Here is a 19,072-nt window from a genome sequence, read left to right as displayed (position 1 = left end):
GCGTGCTCCTCAACCGACGGGAGGCGAGGGGGCGTCAGGCGGCGAGCGCCTCCACGACCGCCGCGACGAAGCCGTCGACATCCTCTTCGGTGGTGTCCCACGAGCACATCCAGCGCACCTCGCCGCGGGCGGCGTCCCAGTCGTAGAACCGGTACTGCTCGCGCACCCGGTCGGCCGCGTCGTGCGGAAGCGCGGCGAACACGCCGTTCGACTCGGTCGCCTGCGTGAACGACAGCCCGGGCGCGCGACCGGATGCCACGGCCTCCTCCAGCGATGAGCGAAGCCTCGTGGCCATCGCGTTGGAGTGCTGGGCGCTGCGCAGCCAGAGCCCGTCGGTGAGCAGTGCGATCAGCTGAGCGGAGATGAACCGCATCTTGGAGGCCAGCTGCATGTCGAGCTTGCGCAGGAAGTTCAGGCCGTCGGAGGCCTCCGGATTGAGCACGACGACGGCCTCGCCGAACAGCAGGCCGTTCTTCGTGCCGCCGAAGCTGAGCAGGTCGACGCCGGCGCTCGAGGTGAAGGCACTAAGCGGGGCATCCAGGTGCGCAGCGGCGTTGGAGATGCGGGCGCCGTCCATGTGCACGCGCATGCCGAGCGAGTGGGCGTGGTCGGTGATGGCGCGCACCTCGTCGACCGTGTAGCAGGTGCCGAGCTCGGTGGTCTGCGTGATCGAAACCGCCAGCGGCTGCGCACGGTGCTCGTCACCCCAACCCCACGCCTGCTTGTCGATCAGCTCCGGGGTGAGCTTGCCGTCCGGTGTTTCGACCGTCAGCAGCTTGAGCCCGCCGACACGCTCGGGAGCGCCGCCCTCATCGGTGTTGATGTGTGCGGTACCCGAGGTGACGACCGCGCCCCAACGCGGCACCATCGACTGCAGTGCCGTGACGTTGGCTCCCGTGCCGTTGAACACGGGGAACACCTCGACCTGGGTGCCGAACTGCTCGGCGAACACCTCGTGCAAGCGCTCGGTATAGGCATCCTCGCCGTAGGAGATCTGGTGCCCGCCGTTCGCGGCGGCGATCGCGTCGATAATCTCGGGATGAGCGCCCGCATAGTTGTCCGAGGCGAACGCGCGTGATTCGGGGTCGTGCAGTCGTGTGGTCATCGTTCACCATTGTCGTCCGTCGCAGGCAGGTTCGCAGACCGTGCAGGCGACCGCAGCACAATCACTTCCGCGCCGCCCTCCGCCCCGCCCGCGTAGAGTGATATCACTTTAGGATCGGGGAGGGGATGACATGGGGGATGAACAAGGTCGGTCGGACTCGGCGCCGTTCGCGCACTCCGGATCGCGGGTGACCGTCGAAGAGCGCCCGGCGTGGTCGGTGAGCGGCGGCTACGGCGTCGCGGCGATCGCGGTGCTTCTCGTGATCGGCATCGTGCTGATCGTGACGGGGCAGCCGAGATTCCTCGCGGCTCCCATCGTGCTGATCATCCTTGTGGTCGGTTCGCTGGTCGTCGTGCAGCCCGGCGAGACCAGGGTGGTGCAGTTCTTCGGCGGGTACGTCGGCTCGGTACGTCGCACGGGGATGTCGCTGGTGGCGCCCTTCTCCACGCGACGCAGGGTCAGCGTGCGCATCCGCAATTTCGAGACGCGTCACCTGCGGGTCAACGATGCAGAGGGCAACCCCGTTGAGATCGCGGCGATCGTCGTCTGGCAGGTCAGCGATACGGCGAAGGCCGTCTACGCGGTCGACGACTATGCCGACTTCGTATCGGTGCAGGCGGAGTCCGCCCTTCGGCAGATCGCGACGACGTATCCGTACGACCCGGCCGGAACGGGCGAGATGTCGCTGCGCGACTCCACGGATGTCGTCGCAAGCGAGCTCTCCCACGAGGTGACGGCACGGGTGGCGGTTGCGGGCATCGAGATCGTCGAGGTGCGCATCAGCCACCTGGCGTACGCGCCGGAGATCGCCCAGGCCATGCTCCGACGGCAGCAGGCAGGAGCCGTCGTGCAGGCGCGCTCGCGCATCGTCGAGGGAGCGGTCGGCATGGTGGAGATGGCGCTCGACCGCCTCAACGAGAGCGACTACGTCACCCTCGACGACGAACGCAGGGCCGCCATGGTGAGCAACCTGATGGTCGTGCTCTGCAGCGACCAGCCGGCAGCACCCGTCGTCAACACCGGAACGCTGTACTCGGCATGAACGCCGAACGCAAACAGGTGCTGCTGCGCCTCGACCCCGCCGTGCACGACGCCATCTCGCGCTGGGCGGCAGGTGAACTGCGCAGCGTGAACTCGCAGATCGAGATCCTGCTGCGCGACGCTCTGAAGAAGGCCGGACGGCTGCCGAAGGATGTCGCACCGCTGCCACGGCGTGGCCGGCCGCCGCGAACCTGAAGATCCCCGCAGCCAGCCTGATCGCCGATCGATCCCCGTTCAACCCTCGTCGTAAAGTGATATCGTTTTTTGCGTGACAGGGAATGAACCCTCGCCGGCGTCGATGGAACCAGAACCGGAGCCGACACCCGTGCCGGAGCCGGCACTCCAGGTCGCCGGTCTGACGGTCGCGTACGGGCCGAAAGTCGCCGTCGACGGGATCGACTTCCAGATCGAGCGCGGTGAGATCTTCGGGCTGCTTGGCCCGAACGGCGCGGGCAAGACCAGCGCGCTCGGTGCCATCGAGGGCCTGATCAGCCCCCGGGCAGGCACCGTGCTCGTGGACGGCATCGACGCGCGGCAGCACCCGATCGACGCCAAGGCTCGGCTCGGCGTGCAGTTGCAGTCATCCAGCTTCCAACCGGAACTGAGCATCGAGCAGATCGCCATGCTCTACGGCGGGCTCTACGGAGCGAGGCTGACCACGGCGCAGGTCAGGGACGGGCTGGAAGACATCGGCCTCGGCGAGGAGCGCGGCAAGCGCTTCAAGCAGCTCTCCGGCGGGCAGCAACAGCGACTCGCGCTCTACATCGCGACCATCCACGACCCGCAGATCCTGCTGCTCGACGAGCCGACGGCCGGGCTGGACCCGCAGTCGCGGCGCTCCCTGTGGAGCCGTATCGAGCGCATGCAGAAGGCAGGCACCAGCATCCTGCTGACGACGCACTCGATGGAGGAAGCCCAGGCGGTCTGCCACCGGGTGGCGATCATCGACCACGGCAAGCTGCTCACGGTCGGAACCCCGACCGACCTCATCGAACACCACAGGGACGATCCCCGTGTGCTCGACGTCGCGCACGGCGAGGTGACGCTCGAGGATGTGTTCATCGGCCTGACGGGAAGTGACCTTCGTGACTGAGACTGCGGCATCCACCACCTCGCCGCCCGTCGGTCGTCCGCCGCTCGGGATCGCTCTTCGATCGCTTCTGCGCGCCGACACGATCGTGCTGCTGCGCAGCAGGGTCGCGACCATTCTGAGCCTTGCGCTGCCCGTGGTGATCCTGATCGCGACGGGCATCGGGGGCCGCACCGGGCAGCGACTGGGCGGATCCGACCTCGTCATCGCGCTCGCGCTGACGCTCGGACTTCTCACCTCGTGCCTGCTCGGCTACAGCCTCACGCTCGCGCACGATCGCGAGGTCGGCGTGCTCAGAAGGCTGCGCGTCACACCGGCGCCCACCTGGGCCATCATGACGAGCCGCATAGGGGTGCAGGTGGTGACCAACCTGGTGTCGTCGCTGATCGTCGTGATCGTCGGCGTCATCCTGCACGGCCTCACGTTCGACCTCGCGCAGTACGTGTTCATCGTGTTGATCGCCGGACTCGGCGCAGCGGTGATCCTCGCGATCGGGCAGGCGATCGTCGGCCTCGTGCCGTCGACCGGTGCGGTGAACGCGATCGGGCGCATCCTCTTCATCGTGCTCGTGCTGCTGGGCATCCTCGGCAGCTCCGGAATCCTCGGCGACACCATGAAGACCGTCGCCCTGTGGACGCCGGTCGGCGCGCTGATGACCATGTTCGCCACTGTGATCGGTGGAACACCGTGGGTCGACCAGGACTGGTACGGGCTCATCGCGTGCATCGGCTACGTCGTGGTGTTCGCCTTCATCGGCATCCGCTGGTTCCGCTGGGAGAGTCGCTGAGTCGCCCCACGTGAAGGTCCACACAGGATGAGCGGAACCTGACCGGTTTTCGCTGCCGGGCCTGCCTACGATGCGTCCATGCCCCTCTCCCGCGTCGCGAGTGGCTCGCTACTGCGACAGCGGCTGATCGCGGCGAGCGACTCGCGCGTCGCTCTCTGGTGCGCCTTCGGCGTGGTCCACGTGGCTCTCGCGGTGCTCGTGTTCACAGCGGATGGCACGCGTCTCGGCGACGTGCTCTCGCACTACCTGCCGTGGGCGGAGCGCGCGGTTCACGGGCACGGAGTGGTGGGCATCCACTCGGCATGGGTGTATCCGATCGCCGCGATCGTTCCCGTCGTGGTCCCCATGCTGTTCGGCGCGCACGCCTACGGGGCGATGTGGGTGCTGATGATCACGGTGGCGGATGCCGTCGTCGTGTACCTGCTCAGCTATCGCAGGCTGCGGCCGCGCATGGTCGCCGCGTGGTGGTGGCTCGCGTTCCTCCTTCTGCTCGGGCCCATCTCGATCGTTCGTCTTGATGCCGTCTCGGCCGTGATCGCGATCGTCGCCGTCCTGTGGCTGGCGTCCCGCCCGCGGGTGGCGGTGGTGCTGCTCACCATCGCCACCTGGATGAAGGTGTGGCCGGCTGCGCTGCTGCTTCCCGTCCTTGTCATGGTGCGGGGGCGCTGGAGAACCATCGTCGCCATGGTCGCGACGACCGTGGCGATCGTCGCCGTGCCGCTCCTCGTGGGGGCCGGCGCCAACGTGCTCAGCTTCGTCGGCATGCAGGACTCGCGAGGGCTGCAGGTCGAGGCGCCGATCGCGACGTGGTGGATCTGGTCGGCCGCGCTCGGCCGTCACGGCTTCTACGTCGAGTACATGCGGGCGCTCAACACGTACCAGGCGGCAGGGCCGGGCAGTGCCCTGGTCGGCGATGTCATGACGCTCCTGCTGGGCGTGGCCATCATCGCGATCGCGTTGCTGGGCATCCGCGCCACCCGCCGCGGCGACGCCGATGCCCTCCCCGCGCTGATGCTCGCCTGCGTCACCGCGCTGATCGTGTTCAACAAGGTCGGGTCGCCGCAGTACATCACGTGGCTCGCCGCCCCGGTCGTGTACGGCATCGTGCAGAACCGACGTGAGTTCAGGATGCCCGCCCTCCTCGTGCTCGCCGCGGCAGTACTCACCCAGTCGTTCTATCCGTACCTGTACCACTTCGTGATCACGGCGGCTCCGCCCGTGCTCGCCCTGGTCGCCTTGCGCAACGCGGCGCTCTGCTGGCTGCTGGCCTGGGCGGTCGTGCGCCTCTGGCGCGGTGCGCCCGTCGACGTGGCTCCTCTGCCGACACCCGAGCCGCACCGGGCGACTTCGCTCGTCGAGTAGCACGCCGCACAGCCCGGTCTCGATACGCGTCGACCTACGGTCGGCGCTACTCGACCAGCGGAGGCCGCGCTACCTGCCCGTGATGCCCTTCGTCGACTCGATGGTGTCGCCCATCTTCTTGTTCAGCGCCTCGTAGAACATCGAGAGCGGGAACTCGTCGTCGAGCACGGCGTCGGTGTAGCCCTTCGGCGCGCCTGCGAGCACCTCGTCAGGCAGCCCTTTCGCCCAGACGGACGCCGGGTTCGGCGCGAGCACACCGCTCACGAGCTCGTACGCTGCGAGCCAGTGCGCCGTCTTCGGGCGGTCGATCGACCGCCAGTAGAGCTCGTTGATGGCATCCGACAGAGCGACAACCGCGTCACCGACGGCATCCCAATCGATGGAGAGCTGGGTGTCGGTCCAGTCGAGCACGTGGTGCTGGTGCAGCCACGCGAACAGCAGCTGACCGCCGAGGCCGTCGTAGTTGCGCACGCGAGTGCCCGTGATCGGGAAGCGGAAGATGCGGTCGAACAGGATGGCGTAGCGCACGAGCTTCGCGTGCTCGAGAATGCTCGCCTGGTCATCCGACAGCTCCTCGACCGGGAGCGCGCCCAGCGTCTGCTCCAGCCGGAACGCCTCCCGGTAGGCCGTGAGGTCGCAGCGCAGCTCTTCGAGGGAGTACAAGAAGTAGGGCATCCGCTGCTTGATCATGAACGGGTCGAACGGCAGATCGCCTCGCATGTGGGTGCGGTCGTGGATGATGTCCCACATCACGAACGTCTCTTCGATGAGCGACTGGTCGTCGAGCAGCCGGGCCGCGTCGTCTGGCAGGTCGAGCTTGGTGATGTCGGATGCCGCCCGCACCACGACCCGGTAGCGAGCCGCCTCACGGTCCTGGAAGATCGCACCCCACGTGAACTTCGGCAGCTCCCGCATGGCGACGGTCTCGGGGAACAGCACGGCGGAGTTGGTGTCGTACCCGCTCGTGAAGTCGATGAGCCGCAGCGAGACGAACAGCTTGTTGCCGTAGTCGGTGCGCTCCAGCTCCGCGACGAACTCCGGCCAGATCGTCTCGACGATGAGGGCCTCGAGGTGGCGGTCGGGCGAGCCGTTCTGCGTGTACATCGGGAACACCACGAGGTGGCGCAGCCCGTCCACACGATTCTGCTGAGGCTGGAAGGCGACGAGGGCGTCGTAGAAGTCCGGGATGCCGAAGCCGTCGTGCGCCCAGCGCATGAGGTCCGCCCGCACCGCCGCGAGGTAGTCGGAGTCGTGGGGGAAGAGCGGTGCAAGGTCGTCGATGGACGCGACGATGGTGTCGACGTGCGTGCGGGCATCCGCGTGCCGTGCGGTGTCGGGAATCGAGCCGTCCTTGACCTGGTCGGCCTGGATGCCCGTCGCGGCGTCCTTCAGTGCCAGCCATGCGGGGTCGGCGGTGATGTCTGCGAGACGGGCGCCCGCATCCGCGTCGAGGGCCTCGTCGGCGCCGGTGGGAAGGGTGATGGACATGACAAGGCCTCCTCTTTACGGTGATTGTCTTGCGTCTGATTCGAGGGTAACGACGAAGTTCGGGGTCGAGTTCGCCGATGTGCGGCTCCACGTTGTGCATTCTTACGGATTCACGCAATGGTTTTGCGCTGGATGGATCGGAGCCGCGATCTGCGCTGACATGATGGAACGGTGACGGCCTTACGTGCGATCGGCAGGTGGGTGCCTGTTGCTGTACCCGTGCTCGCGGCGATCATCCTGGTGATCGCATGGGGCTCGAAGCCCGGCATCGCTGTGGCGGTGCTTCTCGCCATCGTTCTCGCCGCCACCGTGCTCACCGCAGTGCATCACGCCGAGGTGATCGCCCACAAGGTCGGGGAGCCGTTCGGCTCGCTCATCCTCGCCGTCGCGGTCACCATCATCGAGGTGGGGCTCATCGTCACGCTCTCGGCCGGCGGCGACGAGCATGCGGCGACGCTCGCCAGGGACACCGTGTTCTCGGCGTTCATGATCACCACGACCGGTGTGATCGGGCTGTCGATCCTGATCGGCGCGATCAAGTTCGGCACGGTGCGCTTCAACTCGGAGGGCTCAGGCGGTGCACTCGCCACCCTCTCCACCCTCGCGGTGCTCTGCCTCGTGGTGCCGGACTTCACCGAGACCTCGGGGCCGCGGTTCTCGCCGACGCAGCTCACGTTCGCGGCCGTCGCCTCGCTGGCCCTCTACGTGCTGTTCGTCATCACCCAGACGATCTCGCATCGCAAGTTCTTCCTGCCCGTGCCGGTCAACACTGCGCCCGTCGACACGCGCTCCTCCGCGCAGGACGACGAGGATGGCGAGCACTCCGAACCTCCGACGATGGGCGCCACCATCCTCAGCCTCGTGCTGCTGGTCGTCGCGCTCGTCGCGGTGGTCGGCCTGGCGAAGCTGGAGTCACCGTCGATCGAGGGCGGCGTGGTTGCCCTGGGGCTGCCGGAGTCCGTCGTCGGTGTGATCATCGCGTTGGTCATCCTGCTGCCGGAGAGCATCTCGGCGATCAGGGCAGCCCAGCGCAACCACATTCAGACCAGCCTCAACCTCGGACTCGGATCGGCGATGGCCAGCATCGGGCTCACGATTCCCGCGGTGGCGGTGGCGTCGATCTGGCTGCCGGGACAGCTGGTGCTCGGGCTCGGAGCCACGCAGATCGTGTTGTTGCTGCTGTCGATCGTGGTGAGCATCCTCACCGTCGTGTCGGGGCGCGCGACCATGCTGCAGGGCGGCGTTCACCTGGTGATCTTCGCCGCGTTCCTGTTCCTCTCGGTCTCGCCGTAGTCCTTCGTCGTTGCCGTGCACGATGCGGCTCCTGTGAGCGCGGCGTGCGCGTTTTCCGTTCCTGTGACCAATGGGGCAGAACGCCCGGTCTGCGACTTGCGGTTTTGAGGCAACTCTGATTTTCGGGCCGAAAACCGCGTGATTCCGCGGCAAAATCGCCCTCAGTGCCCTTGGAGGGTCTGTGCACACCCTGTCCAGAGCGATTGCGTAGCGTGGCGGAGTCGCTCGCGCGATACCGACTGGATCCCCCCGGGTCGAGGTGTTGCGAGGGCGACCGCCCCGAACCCGACAGGTGCGATCCGTCGCATCAGCGGGGCTTGCGACCGGCCCGCCTCTGCGTGCCGTCGATGCCTGCTGCGCTCCCCCCGGCGTAGCGGTGAGGGGTGTCCAGCCCGCCCGGATGAGCCTGCGTGAATGCGCTGTGCGGCATCCGTTGCCTGGTCGAGCGTGCGCGCAAACCCGGGTTGACGATGCGGGGCAGCACAGAGCATTGGAACCCTTTGACCTTCCTCACCCGTCTCACCCCCGACAACCTCAAGAACTCCCTTCGAACCCTCGGTCAGAAGACCTCGCGCCGCAGTCGTGTCGTTATGATCTCGGCCACCGCCGTGGTCGCCGCGGGCGCCCTCGTCACACCGCTGGCCGTGCAGAGCGCGCAGGCCGAGCCGGCCAGGAAGCCCGCCGCGGTCGACACCGACAAGAGCGGCTGGACTGCCCCGGGCGCCGGCGAGCACTTCGCCGCTCAGGCATCCTTCGGAGCCCTGGCCCTCGCCCAGGAGACGCGGGGCAAGGTGCAGGGCCGTGCCAATCCGGCCGGCCTCGACACCGCCATCCACGCTCTTCAGGCCAATTACTCGTCCAACGCGAAGACGTTGACCACGCTGACCAACGCGGCCGAGACCGCCGTGTTCGAGGCGAACAAGGCAGCGGCTGCGCATGACGCCGCCGTCGCAGCCGCCAAGGCAAAGGCCGAGGCGGAGGCTCGGGCACGGGCTGCCGCCGCCGCCGCAGCTGCAGCGGCCGCCGCTCAGGCGCAGGCCGCAGCGCAGGCTCAGGCGCTGGCGGGGTCGAACACCGTCAGCGGCGCTCAGGCCACCGCGCAGTCGATGATGGCGAGCCAGTACGGCTGGGGCGCCGACCAGTTCCAGTGCCTCGTCAGCCTCTGGGATCGCGAGTCGGGCTGGAACTACCAGGCCTACAACGCGGGCAGTGGCGCTACGGGCATTCCGCAGGCGCTCCCCGGATCGAAGATGGCGAGCGCCGGCAGCGACTGGGCCACCAACGCCGCGACCCAGATCGCCTGGGGCCTCTCGTACATCGCCGGCTCGTACGGCACCCCGTGCGGGGCATGGGGTCACTCCCAGTCCACCGGCTGGTACTGACCCACCTCCTGCGCCGCTGGTTGAGGAGCACGCCGCAGGCGAGCGTCTCGAAACCTCACGTCCTCGTGGCGAGGGTTTCGAGACGCTCGCGGCCGCGCCGCGTGCTCCTCAACCCACGGGGGACGCTCGCGGCTGCGCCGCGTGCTCCTCAACCCGCGGGGACGCTCGCGGCCGCGCCGCGTGCTCCTCAACCCGCGGTGGACGCGCGGTGAAACGTGGCGAGTGTCGGCAGTGCACGGTTGACTTGACACATGGCATCCGTCGCGTCGTCCTCCACGAACTCCGCAGAAGACGTCATGGTGGCGCTCGCCGCGGTGTCGAATGCGGACGACATCCCCGTGCTGCAGCGGTTCTTCAAGACCGGCCAGGGCGAGTACGGCGAGGGCGACGTCTTCATCGGCGCGCGCGTGCCCGCCGTCAGGGCTGTGGTGAAGCGGCTGAAGCCTTCGCTCGAGGCGATCACCGGCCTGCTCGAAAGCGACGTGCACGAGCATCGTCTCGCCGCACTGATCGCGCTGAACACGTTGTTCGCTGCCGCCTCCGCCGGGCGAACCCGCGACGACGACGAGCGTGAGCGGCTGGCCGCGTTCTATCTCGGAGCTGTTCGGGCCGGTCGCGTGAACAACTGGGACCTCGTGGATGCCTCCGCCGAGTTCGTGCTCGGCGAGTATCTCTTCGACCTTCCGCGGTTCATCCTCTTCGAGCTCATCGAGTCGCCCGATCTCTGGTGGCGTCGCGTCGCCATGCTCTCGACGTTCGCGTTCATCAAACGCGGCGACGCCTCGACGACGCTCGAACTGGCGTCCCTGCTGCTGGATGACGGCGACCGACGAGACCTCACCCAGAAAGCCGTCGGGTGGATGCTCCGCGAGGTCGGCAAGCGCGTCGATCGTGAGCTGCTCGTCGGCTTCCTCGACGCGAACGCGGGCCGCATGCCTGCCGTCATGCTCTCCTACGCCACCGAGCATCTCGACGCCGAGACTCGTCTCGCGTACCGGGCGCTGCGCCGCGGTTGAGTCAGGCCGGATCGAGGTCGTCCGGGTAGACGATCTCGATCTCGGTGATCGTGCGAGGGAAGTCCTTGCGGTTGTCGGTGAGAAACCGTTCCGATCCAGCCGCGATAGCGGTCGCGAGGTGCGCCGAATCGGCCGCGCGTAGTCGGTAGGACACCGAGAGCACCGGTGCGAGGCGTGCCGTCGCCTTGTCGGACGTGGTGTCCTTCATTGACAAACTTCCTTACCTTCAGATAGAAAGTAGAAACTGACAGCACTGACCAGCACCGACTCAACGAGGAGTAGTAGAGAATGCCAAGCAATCGCGGGTCCTCCTTTTTCACCAACGCGGCCGACACCCAGCTCAGCCGGCGCGGCCTTCTGAAGGCGACGGGTGCGGGCGCGGCGGCGGTCGGGCTGACGAGCCTGCTCGCGGCGTGCTCCGGCGGAGGCGGCTCGTCCTCAGGCGGAAAGACGACGGTGCGCATGTGGACCTGGTACACGGACATCAAAGACGCACTGCCCAAGGTGATCGCCGACTTCGAGGCCAAGAACCCGAACATCACGATCGAGAACCGCATCTTCGGCACGCCTGACCAGTACCTGCCGGCGCTGACGGCGGCGGTCTCGGGCGGAGACGTACCAGAGATCTTCGCCCCGCACGTCAGGGCGATCACGTACGGACAGCAGGGCATCTCCGCCGACCTGAAGAAGGACCTCGGCAGCGACTTCCTGAAGCAGTTCTTCCCGGCGACGAACCAGGAGTACACGTCGGACGGAAAGCAGTACGCGGTCGGCTTCGAGGCGCAGACCTTCGGTATCTTCTACAACCCCGACCTCTTCGCTGCCGCCGGAGTCGATGGTGAGCCCGAGACCTGGGATGACCTGATCGAGGTCGCCGCAAAGGTGAACGCCACCGGCAAGTCCTCCGTGGCGTTCAGCGCGAACCCCGGCACGAGCGCCCTCGACTTCTTCCTGCCGCTCATCACCCAGGTCACCGACGACCCGACCTGGTACCTCAAGCTCGACCAGCTTCAGAAGGGCTACACGTACACCAGCAAGCCGGTGATCGAGGCGCTCCAACTGAACGACAAGATCGTGAAGGCAAAGGTCTTCCAGCCGTCGACGACGGGTACGGGCGGAGACCAGGCGCAGCAGCTCTTCTTCACCGAAAAGGCTGCGATGTTCTTCGCCGGATCGTGGACCCCATCGGGCCTGATCACGAACGCGCCCCCCGCGTTCGTGAAGAAGTACAAGATCATGAAGACCCCTGCGATCTCCAGCGGGGCCAGGCACTGGACCGCGGATCAGGCGGGTGCAGGGCTGGCTGTCGCAGATGGCAAGAACAAGGACGCCGCCCTCACATTCCTCAAGTACCTGTACCAGCCAGAGGTCTACTCCACGCTGATGAACGCGGCCAACGCCATGCCATCGACCTCGGCAGCCACCGAGAGAATCCAGAACGAGCAGGTCAAGCTGATGGCCACCTGGCTGCCGGACGGATGCCCGCACATCCCGTTCGGTCCGGGATCGTCGGCCGCAGGAGACCCGCTGCAGAAGATCTTCGACCAGACCGCTTCGCCGGCCGAGGTCGCGAAGATGATGCAGACGGCGGTCGAGAACGCCAAGGGCTGAGCCGTCGATCGCATGACTGCCTCATCATCGACACTGTCCGTCGGGGCGCGGTCACGGCCGCGCTCCGGCGCCCGGCTCTGGAAGCTGCAGCGCTCCGAGCGCGTCGCCGGCTACGGATTCGCCTTCCCGATCGCAGTGCTGTTCGCCGTGTTCGTCGGCTGGCCGATCCTGTTCGCCATCTACCTCAGCTTCACCAGGTGGAGCGGCTTCGGGGTGCCGCAGTTCATCGGGGTCGACAACTACACGCGCATGCTCAGCGACCCGGTCGCCTCGGTGGCGTTCGTGAACACCATCGTGTGGGCGCTCTCGGTCACCGTGCTGCAGACCGTCATTCCGCTGGTCGTCGCCGTGCTGCTGAGCCGAGTGTGGAACGGCCTCAGCGTCGTCGTCCGAACCCTGCTGTTCATCCCGGGCATCGTCTCGTTCGTGGTCTCCGGCGTGCTGTGGAAGCTGATCTACGACCCCAACCTCGGCACCCTCAACAACCTGCTCGAATCCATCGGGCTGGGTGCCCTGAAGCAGGACTGGCTCTCGAACCCGGCGCTCGTGCTGCCGTGCATCCTCGTCGTGTCGCTGTGGGGAGCGCTGGGGATGAACATGCTCATCTTCTTCGCCGGCATTCAGGGGGTCGACGTCTCGCTGTACGAGGCGGCGCAGGTCGACGGTGCGTCGGCGTGGCAGCAGTTCCGCTACGTCACCATCCCGAGCCTGCGGGTGGTCACGGCGATCGTCGTCAGCCTCAACCTGATGAACGGGTTCAAGATCTTCGACCTGATCTTCGTGATGTCGTCAGGCGGCCCGAACCACGCTTCTGAGGTGCTCGGCACCTATCTGTACAGTCTGGCGTTCGGCTCGACCTCGGGGTCCATACCCCAGCTCGGGTACGGAAGCGCCTTCAGCGTCGTCGTCATGTTGCTGTGCGGCGTTGCCGTGCTCGTGCAGATCGTGCTGTCGAGGAGGGCGAGCCGATGACCACCGTTGCAACGCGTGCAGGCGCATCGTCGCCGACACGAGCGAGGGATGCCCGGCGCAGGCGCTTCCCGACGGCGAAGTCGTTCGTCGCGTTCATCCTGCTGGCGATCGCGGCCTTCACGATGTTCCCGTTCGTGTGGCTCATCCTGACCTCGATCCGTCCTGCGAACACCGTGTTCAGCGGAGGCTTCTGGCCGACATCGGTCTCGTTCGACGCCTACGTGAAGGCCTGGAACTCGACGGACTTCGGCCTGCACTTCGCCAACAGCATGTGGATCACGCTGGTCACGGTGATCGGCGTCGTGGCGTTCGCATCGCTCTCGGGCTACGCCTTCGCCAAGCTGCGGTTCCCGTTCAAGAACCTCATCTACGTGCTGCTGTTGGCGACGCTCATGATGCCGGCGACGTCGTTGATCATCCCGCTCTACCTGCAGTTGAAGGACCTCGGCCTGCTCAATACTCAGGCGGGACTGATCGTGCTCTACGTCTCGAGCTCCGCGCCGTTCTCGATGTTCTTGATGCGTGCGTTCTTCGAGACACTTCCGGACGAGCTCGTTCAGGCCGCCCGCATCGACGGGGCGGGCGAGTTCGAGATCTTCTGGCGCATCATGCTGCCGCTCGCGCGGCCGGGGCTCGCGACGGTGATCATCTTCCAATTCCTCGCGACCTGGAACGAGTTCATCTACGCGAACACCGTGCTGCAGAACACCGACGAGCTGCCGCTCCAGCCCGTGCTCTTCGGGCTGGTCGGGCAGTACCAGACGGACTGGCCGACGCTGTGCGCGGGGCTCACGATGTCCATCGTGCCGGTCATCCTCGTCTACGTCTGGATGCAGCGGCAGTTCGTCGCGGGCATGACGCTCGGCGCAGTCAAGAACTGATCCATCCCCCAACCCCACCATCAAGAGGAGAAGCATGCCCATCGAGAACATCCAGCTCAACGTCGCCGACGTCGCACGTTCTGTCGAGTTCTACCGCGATCACCTCGGCGCAGTCCCGGTCGGAGACGCGACGGACGAGCGCGCGTTGCTCGACGTGGTGACCGCGACGATCGAGCTCGTGCGAACGGCGCCGGGCGCGGAGTCAACGTGGTCGAGTGACGATCTGCAGCGGGGCTTCCGTCACGTGGGGTTCAAAGTGGACGACCTGGATGCCCTCGCCGGGCGTCTGCGCGACGCCGGAGTGCCCTTCCACCTCGACCCGCTCGAGGCAGAGGGGGACGTGCGCATCACGTTCTTCTTCGACCCGGACGGCACGCTGCTGGAGCTCGTCGAGCGCGACCTGAACTATCACACCGTCGTCGACGACGAGCTGGTCGCGGCGGAGTACGCGCTCGGTACTCCCGAGCGTCCGCGATTCGACCACATCGCGCTCACCGTCGGCGACTTCGAGGCGACGCGCGACCACTACCTGCCGTTCGGGTTCCGCCACCACGGCACCATCCGGCAGCCGCACGATCCCCGTGGCTTCCGCATCGACTACCTCAAGGGCGGCGACACCGTGCTCGAGGTCTTCACCTACGAGACGGCCACGACGGTGCCCACCCCGCAGACCGATGCTCCCGGGTATGTCGCTGCACGCCTCGCCGGTGCAGCGACGGGCGACGTCGTCGTCGGCGAGGGCACGGATGGCGCGATCTACGCCGACTCCGACGGCTTCGCCTACAGCGTGCGCAGCTGACGTCGTCGTCGCCGCTCCGCATCAGCACTCATTCACTCACGCACACCCCAGAAGGAGACATCCATGCCCCTCGTCCGCATCGACCTGCACGCGAGCCTCGCCGACAAGCGGCAGGCGATCAGCGCAGCGGTCCACGACGGACTCGTCACCGGGCTGCCGATGCCTGCCGACGACCTGTTTCAGATCTTCCGGCTGCACGAGCCTGGCGAACTGGTCTACACGACGACGTTCCCCGATGCCGCTCGCACCGACATCGTCTACATCCAGATTCTGCTGGCGAACATCTACCAGCCCGAGGACAAGAAGCGCATGTACGACGCCGTCGTCGGCAAGCTCGTCGAAGCCGGCATCAAGCCGGACAACGTGCTCATCGCCGTGACCGAGAACGCCGGATCGGATTGGTTCGCACCGTCGAAGGACTGGGTAGCGAGCTAACCCCGCAGGTGGTGCGGCGTGAGGTGGCTGTGCAGCACGACGGATGCCGCCCCTTGCGCCGCGGCCCCCGGCCCCGTCTCCCCCATCGTCACCTCGACGGTGTGCACCGCCCGCATGAAGGCGAGGCGGTCGAGCAGGTCGCGCACGACCTCGAGATAGATCGGCCCCGCCGTCGCGAACCCTGGACCGGCCAGGTAGATGCGCTCCAGGTCGAAGATGTTGGTCAACCCGAGCACTGCGGTCGCCACGTAACGGGCGGAGCGCCTCACCAATGCCTCTGCGGCCTCATCTCGGTTCATCGCGGCCGCGGCGATCGTCGCGAACGACGTGCGCACATCCTCGCCCTCGCGATCCTGCAGCCCGAGTCGCTCCCAGAGCTCGGAGTCCTCTCGGGCGTTGCGCACCACTGCCGCCGGCGCCGCAAGAACCTCGAGGCAGCCGGTCGCTCCGCAGTAGCATTCCGGCCCGTCGACATCGAGCGGCAGGTGACCGATCTCGCCGGCATTGGAGGACGCTCCGCGATACACGTCACCGTTGACGAGCAAGCCGCAGCCGATGCCGGTCGCCATGTAGATGGTCGCGAAGTCGTGGGCGGTCGACACCCTGCTCGACCAGAACTGGCCGAGGGCTGCGCAGTTGGCGTCGTTCTCCAGGATGACCGGCATTCCGGTGGCGTCTCCGAGCGTCGCCTCGATGGCGAACTCCTCCCAGTCGCCCGACTGTCGCGACGATCGCAGGACGCCTCCAGAGGCATCCAGCCGCCCTGCGCCGGACACGCCGACCCCGATCACATCGGCGCGAGCGATGGCGTGTCTGTCGAGGAACCGATCGATCTCCCTGGCTGTCCGGTCGATCACGGTCTGCGGCTTGCTGCGGCCGGCGCCCGCGATCGAGTGACTGTACAGCACAGTGCCGTTGATGTCGCAGAGCACGAGCGAGATGCGCGCGTAATCGAGCGAGACGCCGAGCGCGTAGCGGGATGCCGTATTCAACTCGAGCAGCACAGGGCGCTTGCCGCCGGTCGACTCCGCGAATCCGGCCTCGACCACGAGCCGGTCGATGATCAGGGCGCGCACGATCTTGGAGATGGTCGCCTCGGTGAGACCGGATTTCTCAGACAGTTCGATGCGGCTGACCTGACCGCTGGAGCGGATGAGGTCGAGGATGGCACTACGCGTGTCGGCGGAGGACGCCCCTTTGAGTCGACGAGCCATGAGAACCACCGATCCAAGACATTACTTACCTTAACGAAGTATATTGATGCTCATGCGAGTTGCCTGACTTCGACGACGGTGTCGTACAGCCCGTAGCGCCGGAGTCCCTTGTGCGAGTCGATTCCGGTGTACGAGAGGGAGGCATCCTCGTAGCGGCGGAAAGCGAAGACGGCCTGGTTCATGTGGCCCGCGTTGAAGACGCCGAGCGAGACGAGCAGGTTGAAGTCCTCGACCGTCAGGCCGGTGACCGTGCGGAACAGATCGGGTTCGATCTTGGTGATGACGTCGTAGAGCGTGTTCTCGCGAAAGTCGGTCAGGTACATGAACGCCGGAATACGTGTGGCGAACTTGATCAGCTTCTCCTGAATCTGCTTGCTCTTGGATTTGTAGTCCTTCTCCTCGTCCGTGAGGCCCTTCTTCTCGGCCGGCGTGATGTCGTCGCCCTTCTGCCGCTTGGCATCGGCGACCGATTCGCTCTTGTTGACGACCGTCTCGAAGATCCCAGACCCCAACGCTCTGAAGCCCTCGATGTTCATGACGGCCTTCATCGCCGCATCGCTCGCCATGATCTTCTTCAGCGTCAGGTTGTCGACGTTGACGAGCACGGCCGACTCCCATTTGCGGGCGAGCAGGGTAGCCGAGGTTCCGGCCATCGCGATGTCGAGAATCCCCGCGGCATCCACCTGCGTCATGTGCGATCCGTCGTAGGCGAGAACGGGCAGGAACCCGACGAGTTCCTCGACGGCGCGCTCTGGGTTGGGGCTCTCCGGAGCGAGACCTCGCCCGTATTCGCTGATCTGACGCAGCGCCCGGGTCGGCGCGAAGTCGAACACGAAGCAGACCGGCTTGAAGATGGTCTCCTCGTGAGGATCGTCACCATTCGGATTGCGGATGGCCCACGGTGACTGCACACGGAATGCCGCCTGAAAGTAGGTCTCGGGTGACTGCAGGTTGCGCAGCATGAGGATGGACGACCACTGCGGCACGGTCACGCCGGTCGTGAGCTTGCCGACGGTGAGCGTGATCGTCTTGGTGTCGAAGCCGCTGCCGATCGCCGCGCGAACCGGTGGGAGCGCCTCGAGTCCGACCCCGATTCCTGGTGCTGACACGTTGATCACGCGATAGTCACGCCAGAAGGCGTTCTGCGGCTCGGCCAGTAAATTCACCATGGCGGCGCAGGACGCCTGTCGTGGCAGCATCCAGAGCGAGTGCTGCAGGTACGGAAGCAGCCGGGTGTCCGAGTACGGGAACGGTGGTCGGGTGCCCGCCTTGAGTGCATCGACCTGCGTCGGCAGAGAGGAGCCGCGAATGATGTCGAGCCATTTCTGCACGTCATCCTTATGCACGAATTCGGCGTTCGAGCCGGAGCCTTTCGCCTCGAAGAATGCGTTCAGATCGAACTCGTCGAATTCGCCCTGGTGCGCGATCGAGATGAGCTCGTCGGGCATCTGGTAGGTGAGCAGACGCATCTGCGGAAGCGTGGCGTAGGGATTGGGAGCGTCAGGATGTCGGACAGTGAACTCTGCTTTCGCACGCTGTTCGTCCGTGTAGGTCCAGTTGAAGATCTGCTCCTCGATGAAGCGGCCCTCGCGGAGCACCTTGAACGGGGTGCCGGAGAGGTAGAGGTAGGCGCGGGCCTTGATGGGCACGAAGGCGTCCTCGTCCGCACTGTTCTGCTCCAACTCCTCTGCGAAGGTCTCGAGATCTCTGCCGAACTCCTGTTCCGTCTCCTTCTTCTTCGTCGCGTCGTCCTCGCCTTCGAAGAGCTCCATCGCGGTGTCGCGCCAGGCGCCGAAGTGGTACTCGTCGAAGACGACCAGGTCCCAGCTCAGCTCGGTGAGCCAGCGATGCTTGCCCTTGAAGTTGCCTGCGGCATCCCGACCCATGAGGTCTTGGAACGAGCCGAAGAACACCAGCGGCAGGTCGGGGTCGACGGATGCCGGGTCACCGCCCGTCTTGCGCGACAGGTACTGCCATCCATCGAAGTCGACATGCGTCTTGAGGTCGGTGTCCCAGGCATCCTCCACCGCCGGCTTGAACGTGACGACCAGGATGCGCGCGGCGCCGAGCTTCTTGGCGAGCTGATAGGTCGTGAACGTCTTGCCGAAGCGCATCTTCGCGTTCCAGAGGAACTCCGGAACGGCATCGGCGTCGTCCTGCCACACGGACTCGAAATAGGCGGCGGTGCGTTCGACGGCGACGCGCTGCTCGTCGCGCATCGGAAAGTCCGCGTGGTGGGTGCCGGTATACGACGTGCCGGTGCGGAGTTCGGCGATCGCGGTTCGCACGTCTTCGACGGAGCAGCGCATCCACTCCAGGGTCGGGTTCTCGAAGCCCTTCTCCTTGAGCCGGTCGCGCACGTCGAAGTCGCGGAAGACGCTTCCGTCCGGTCGGTCAGCAGGTTCGTCGAGCTCGATCGTGTAGTTGGCGATGGCGGCCGTCTTCACCTGCTGCTCGATGCGGGTCTTCACCTTCTGGGTCGTCATGCCGACCTTGAGCAGGCCGGCGTGAGGGTCGTCGGCGATCGAGTAAGCGTAGATGCGCAGCCGGGTCGCGGGCTTTTCGGGGAGAAGGTCTTCGATCGGTGTGGGCATCG

18 protein-coding genes are annotated in these 19,072 nt (G+C 66.3%); 13 read left to right on the top strand and 5 right to left on the bottom strand.

Annotated elements, in window-relative coordinates; genetic code table 11:
* Positions 1-34: 34 nt before the first annotated feature.
* Positions 35-1,105 carry a threonine aldolase family protein gene (locus ACYVDN_RS12455; RefSeq protein ID WP_460571898.1) on the bottom strand — a complete coding sequence of 357 codons (1,071 nt, stop codon included), beginning with the start codon at positions 1,103-1,105 and terminating at the stop codon, positions 35-37.
* Positions 1,106-1,235: 130 nt separating this feature from the next.
* Here ACYVDN_RS12455 and ACYVDN_RS12450 point away from each other — a divergent pair, with 130 nt between their 5' ends.
* The 5 genes from ACYVDN_RS12450 (at position 1,236) to ACYVDN_RS12430 (ending at position 5,385) form a co-directional block, all read left to right on the top strand.
* The gene (locus ACYVDN_RS12450; RefSeq protein ID WP_460571896.1) at positions 1,236-2,147 is read left to right on the top strand and encodes an SPFH domain-containing protein; all 912 of its coding nucleotides are present in this window, start codon (positions 1,236-1,238) and stop codon (positions 2,145-2,147) included.
* Positions 2,144-2,341 carry a type II toxin-antitoxin system antitoxin gene (locus ACYVDN_RS12445; protein WP_460571894.1) on the top strand — a complete coding sequence of 66 codons (198 nt, stop codon included), beginning with the start codon at positions 2,144-2,146 and terminating at the stop codon, positions 2,339-2,341. The genes ACYVDN_RS12450 and ACYVDN_RS12445 overlap by 4 nt, the downstream gene beginning before the upstream one ends.
* Positions 2,342-2,414: 73 nt before the next feature.
* A complete protein-coding gene (locus tag ACYVDN_RS12440) occupies positions 2,415-3,239 on the top strand; it encodes an ABC transporter ATP-binding protein (RefSeq protein WP_460571892.1) in 825 nt (274 codons plus the stop codon).
* A complete protein-coding gene (locus tag ACYVDN_RS12435) occupies positions 3,232-4,023 on the top strand; it encodes an ABC transporter permease (protein WP_460571890.1) in 792 nt (263 codons plus the stop codon). Before ACYVDN_RS12440 ends, ACYVDN_RS12435 begins: the two co-directional genes overlap by 8 nt.
* Before the next feature lie 78 nt (positions 4,024-4,101).
* Complete coding sequence (locus ACYVDN_RS12430) at positions 4,102-5,385, top strand: glycosyltransferase 87 family protein (RefSeq protein ID WP_460571888.1); 1,284 nt, start codon at positions 4,102-4,104, stop codon at positions 5,383-5,385.
* 69 nt (positions 5,386-5,454) lie between these two features.
* On the opposite strand, the gene ACYVDN_RS12425 is transcribed toward ACYVDN_RS12430, so the two are convergent.
* Entirely contained in the window at positions 5,455-6,873 is a 1,419-nt protein-coding gene (locus tag ACYVDN_RS12425; protein WP_460571886.1) for a DUF6421 family protein, read from the bottom strand.
* 171 nt (positions 6,874-7,044) lie between these two features.
* Here ACYVDN_RS12425 and ACYVDN_RS12420 point away from each other — a divergent pair, with 171 nt between their 5' ends.
* From ACYVDN_RS12420 to ACYVDN_RS12410, 3 genes are all read left to right on the top strand, one after another.
* Complete coding sequence (locus ACYVDN_RS12420; protein WP_460571884.1) at positions 7,045-8,166, top strand: calcium:cation antiporter; 1,122 nt, start codon at positions 7,045-7,047, stop codon at positions 8,164-8,166.
* A 500-nt stretch (positions 8,167-8,666) separates the two neighbouring features.
* Positions 8,667-9,548, top strand: coding sequence for a lysozyme family protein (locus ACYVDN_RS12415; RefSeq protein WP_460571882.1), 882 nt, complete (start codon positions 8,667-8,669; stop codon positions 9,546-9,548).
* A 251-nt stretch (positions 9,549-9,799) separates the two neighbouring features.
* Entirely contained in the window at positions 9,800-10,564 is a 765-nt protein-coding gene (locus tag ACYVDN_RS12410; protein ID WP_460571880.1) for a DNA alkylation repair protein, read from the top strand.
* Position 10,565: 1 nt separating this feature from the next.
* Here ACYVDN_RS12410 and ACYVDN_RS12405 read toward each other — a convergent pair whose 3' ends face one another.
* Positions 10,566-10,772, bottom strand: a complete 207-nt coding sequence (locus tag ACYVDN_RS12405; protein WP_460571879.1) for a hypothetical protein — start codon at positions 10,770-10,772, stop codon at positions 10,566-10,568.
* Positions 10,773-10,852: 80 nt separating this feature from the next.
* Between ACYVDN_RS12405 and ACYVDN_RS12400 the strand changes: the two genes are divergently transcribed.
* The 5 genes from ACYVDN_RS12400 to ACYVDN_RS12380 all read left to right on the top strand — a co-directional run bounded on the left by ACYVDN_RS12400 (position 10,853) and on the right by ACYVDN_RS12380 (position 15,262).
* Positions 10,853-12,175 (top strand): ABC transporter substrate-binding protein, encoded by a 1,323-nt coding sequence (locus tag ACYVDN_RS12400; RefSeq protein ID WP_460571877.1) that lies wholly within the window; start codon positions 10,853-10,855, stop codon positions 12,173-12,175.
* A 12-nt stretch (positions 12,176-12,187) separates the two neighbouring features.
* Positions 12,188-13,147, top strand: coding sequence for a carbohydrate ABC transporter permease (locus tag ACYVDN_RS12395; protein WP_460571874.1), 960 nt, complete (start codon positions 12,188-12,190; stop codon positions 13,145-13,147).
* Positions 13,144-14,028, top strand: a complete 885-nt coding sequence (locus tag ACYVDN_RS12390) for a carbohydrate ABC transporter permease (RefSeq protein WP_460571872.1) — start codon at positions 13,144-13,146, stop codon at positions 14,026-14,028. Before ACYVDN_RS12395 ends, ACYVDN_RS12390 begins: the two co-directional genes overlap by 4 nt.
* Before the next feature lie 34 nt (positions 14,029-14,062).
* Positions 14,063-14,827 carry a VOC family protein gene (locus ACYVDN_RS12385; RefSeq protein WP_460571870.1) on the top strand — a complete coding sequence of 255 codons (765 nt, stop codon included), beginning with the start codon at positions 14,063-14,065 and terminating at the stop codon, positions 14,825-14,827.
* Between the two features lie 63 nt (positions 14,828-14,890).
* A complete protein-coding gene (locus tag ACYVDN_RS12380; protein WP_460571868.1) occupies positions 14,891-15,262 on the top strand; it encodes a tautomerase family protein in 372 nt (123 codons plus the stop codon).
* Here the strand turns inward: ACYVDN_RS12380 and ACYVDN_RS12375 are convergent.
* Together ACYVDN_RS12375 and ACYVDN_RS12370 are read right to left on the bottom strand one after the other, a co-directional pair.
* A complete protein-coding gene (locus ACYVDN_RS12375; RefSeq protein WP_460571866.1) occupies positions 15,259-16,476 on the bottom strand; it encodes an ROK family transcriptional regulator in 1,218 nt (405 codons plus the stop codon). The genes ACYVDN_RS12380 and ACYVDN_RS12375 overlap by 4 nt on opposite strands.
* A 50-nt stretch (positions 16,477-16,526) precedes the next feature.
* The gene (locus ACYVDN_RS12370) at positions 16,527-19,070 is read right to left on the bottom strand and encodes a GIY-YIG nuclease family protein (protein ID WP_460571864.1); all 2,544 of its coding nucleotides are present in this window, start codon (positions 19,068-19,070) and stop codon (positions 16,527-16,529) included.
* Positions 19,071-19,072: the final 2 nt, after the last annotated feature.

The organism is Humibacter soli, assembly GCF_054779035.1.
The sequence above is the reverse complement of the archived record's forward strand: the minus strand, read 5'-3'. Positions and strand labels throughout refer to the sequence as shown.

Bases quoted from the DNA above. Each gene is read 5' to 3' on its own strand.
- ACYVDN_RS12455 (WP_460571898.1), bottom strand. From the start codon at position 1,105: ATGACCACACGACTGCACGACCCCGAATCACGCGCGTTCGCCTCGGAC.
- ACYVDN_RS12450 (WP_460571896.1), top strand. From the start codon at position 1,236: ATGGGGGATGAACAAGGTCGGTCGGACTCGGCGCCGTTCGCGCACTCC.
- ACYVDN_RS12445 (WP_460571894.1), top strand. From the start codon at position 2,144: ATGAACGCCGAACGCAAACAGGTGCTGCTGCGCCTCGACCCCGCCGTG.
- ACYVDN_RS12430 (WP_460571888.1), top strand. From the start codon at position 4,102: ATGCCCCTCTCCCGCGTCGCGAGTGGCTCGCTACTGCGACAGCGGCTG.
- ACYVDN_RS12425 (WP_460571886.1), bottom strand. From the start codon at position 6,873: ATGTCCATCACCCTTCCCACCGGCGCCGACGAGGCCCTCGACGCGGAT.
- ACYVDN_RS12410 (WP_460571880.1), top strand. From the start codon at position 9,800: ATGGCATCCGTCGCGTCGTCCTCCACGAACTCCGCAGAAGACGTCATG.
- ACYVDN_RS12405 (WP_460571879.1), bottom strand. From the start codon at position 10,772: ATGAAGGACACCACGTCCGACAAGGCGACGGCACGCCTCGCACCGGTG.
- ACYVDN_RS12400 (WP_460571877.1), top strand. From the start codon at position 10,853: ATGCCAAGCAATCGCGGGTCCTCCTTTTTCACCAACGCGGCCGACACC.
- ACYVDN_RS12395 (WP_460571874.1), top strand. From the start codon at position 12,188: ATGACTGCCTCATCATCGACACTGTCCGTCGGGGCGCGGTCACGGCCG.
- ACYVDN_RS12390 (WP_460571872.1), top strand. From the start codon at position 13,144: ATGACCACCGTTGCAACGCGTGCAGGCGCATCGTCGCCGACACGAGCG.
- ACYVDN_RS12385 (WP_460571870.1), top strand. From the start codon at position 14,063: ATGCCCATCGAGAACATCCAGCTCAACGTCGCCGACGTCGCACGTTCT.
- ACYVDN_RS12380 (WP_460571868.1), top strand. From the start codon at position 14,891: ATGCCCCTCGTCCGCATCGACCTGCACGCGAGCCTCGCCGACAAGCGG.
- ACYVDN_RS12375 (WP_460571866.1), bottom strand. From the start codon at position 16,476: ATGGCTCGTCGACTCAAAGGGGCGTCCTCCGCCGACACGCGTAGTGCC.
- ACYVDN_RS12370 (WP_460571864.1), bottom strand. From the start codon at position 19,070: ATGCCCACACCGATCGAAGACCTTCTCCCCGAAAAGCCCGCGACCCGG.